Source organism: Leptotrichia trevisanii DSM 22070 (genome assembly GCF_000482505.1).
GTDB classification, from domain to species: Bacteria; Fusobacteriota; Fusobacteriia; order Fusobacteriales; family Leptotrichiaceae; genus Leptotrichia; species Leptotrichia trevisanii.
Window position 1 is genome coordinate 1 of the sequence record NZ_AXVL01000079.1, and the last position, 1,915, is coordinate 1,915.

1 tRNA gene and 2 rRNA genes are annotated in these 1,915 nt (G+C 51.3%); all 3 read right to left on the reverse strand.

Annotated features, from left to right (window positions below):
• Positions 1 to 6: 6 nt before the first annotated feature.
• Positions 7 to 83 (reverse strand) — tRNA-Asn (locus K324_RS0109545).
• Positions 84 to 97: 14 nt separating this feature from the next.
• Positions 98 to 210 (reverse strand): 5S ribosomal RNA (gene rrf / locus K324_RS0109550).
• A gap of 62 nt (positions 211 to 272) precedes the next feature.
• Positions 273 to 1,915 (reverse strand): 23S ribosomal RNA (locus K324_RS0109555); the annotation flags it as partial.

The window sequence follows — 1,915 nt, forward strand, 5'->3', positions numbered from 1 at the left end:
AAAAAATGGCGTCCCCGGTTGGACTCGAACCAACGGCCCTCTGATTAACAGTCAGATGCTCTAACCGGCTGAGCTACGGAGACACTAAAGAAAAAAAGTTTGGCAACTACCTATTTTCCCGGGACGAATCCAAGTATCTTAGGCGTGAACAGACTTAACTGCCGGGTTCGGAATGTGACCGGGTGTATCCCTGCTGCTAGCATCACCAAACTGAAATGAATATATGCTGTCATGTAAGACAATGAGAAATAAATAGCAGAAGTAAAAGATTGACTAAAAAGCAAATGTAATATTAGTACCAGTCAGCTGAATGCATTGCTGCACTTGCACCCCTGGCCTATCAACCATGTGTTCTCCATGGGTACTGCGAATACTCATCTCAAAGCCGGTTTCTCGCTTAGATGCTTTCAGCGATTATCCGTCCCAGACGTGACTACTCAGCCATGCCACTGGCGTGACAACTGATACATCAGAGGTCTGTCCAACCCGGTCCTCTCGTACTAAGGTCAGATCTTTTCAGTATTCAAGCGCCTGCAGTGGATAGGGACCGAACTGTCTCACGACGTTCTGAACCCAGCTCGCGTGCCTCTTTAATGGGCGAACAGCCCAACCCTTGGGACCTTCTCCAGCCCCAGGATGAGACGAGCCGACATCGAGGTGCCAAACACTTCCGTCGATATGGACTCTTGGGAAGTATCAGCCTGTTATCCCCGGGGTAGCTTTTATCCGTTGAGCGACGGTCCTTCCATACGGAACCGCCGGATCACTAACTCCTACTTTCGTACCTGCTCGACCCGTCAGTCTTGCAGTCAAGCTCCCTTATGCGTTTGCACTCCCGGGCTGATTTCCATCCAGCCTGAGGGAACCTTTGAACGCCTCCGTTACTCTTTGGGAGGCGACCGCCCCAGTCAAACTGCCCATCTAGCACTGTCTCCGTTCCCGGATTAGAATTTCAACGGCATATGGTTGGTATTCCAACGACGACTCTGTTAAGACTGACGCCTTAACTTCACAGTCTCCCAACTATCCTATACACACACAGCCAAAACCCAATGCCAGACTACAGTAAAGCTCCACGGGGTCTTTCCGTCCTACTGCAGGTAGCCGGTATCTTCACCGGCATTACAACTTCACCAGGTCTCCAGCCAAGACAGCTCCCAAATCATTTCACCATTCGTGCAGGTCGGAACTTACCCGACAAGGAATTTCGCTACCTTAGGACCGTTATAGTTACGGCCGCCGTTCACCGGGGCTTCAATTCGGATCTCTCAACCCTCCTCTTAACCTTCCGGCACTGGGCAGGTGTCAGCCCATATACGTCGCCTTTCAGCTTAGCATAGACCTGTGTTTTTGGTAAACAGTTGCTTGGGACTCTTCACTGCGGCCTGTTTCCCCTCGGGGCATCTCTCCCTCCAGGTATATCAGGCACCCCTTCTCCCGAAGTTACGGGGCTATTTTGCAGAGTTCCTTAGCTAGAGTTATCCTGTCGGCCTCAAGTTTCTCACTCTGTCCACCTGTGTCGGTTTACAGTACGGGCGCTATTTCTCATCGATAGAAGTTTTTCCCGGCAGTGTAGGATCTGTGGCTTATGCATATGCACTTCCCCGTCAGGTCTCACATTTAGACACGCGGATTTTCCTGCGTGTCCATGCTGCGCCCTTGGAAAGGCTATTCCGTCAGCCTTCCCACATACCTTCCTGCGTCACTCCATCTCTCAAGCGATAATAGCGGTACAGGAATATTAACCTGTTTTCCATTCGCCATCACATTCTTGCTTATGCTTAGGTCCCGACTCCCCCAGGGCGGACAAACCTTCCCCTGGAAACCTTGGACTTCCGGCCGGCGGGATTCTCACCCGCCTTCTCGCTACTCATTCCTGCATTCTCACTTCTGATACCTCCAGAATGGCCTTGCG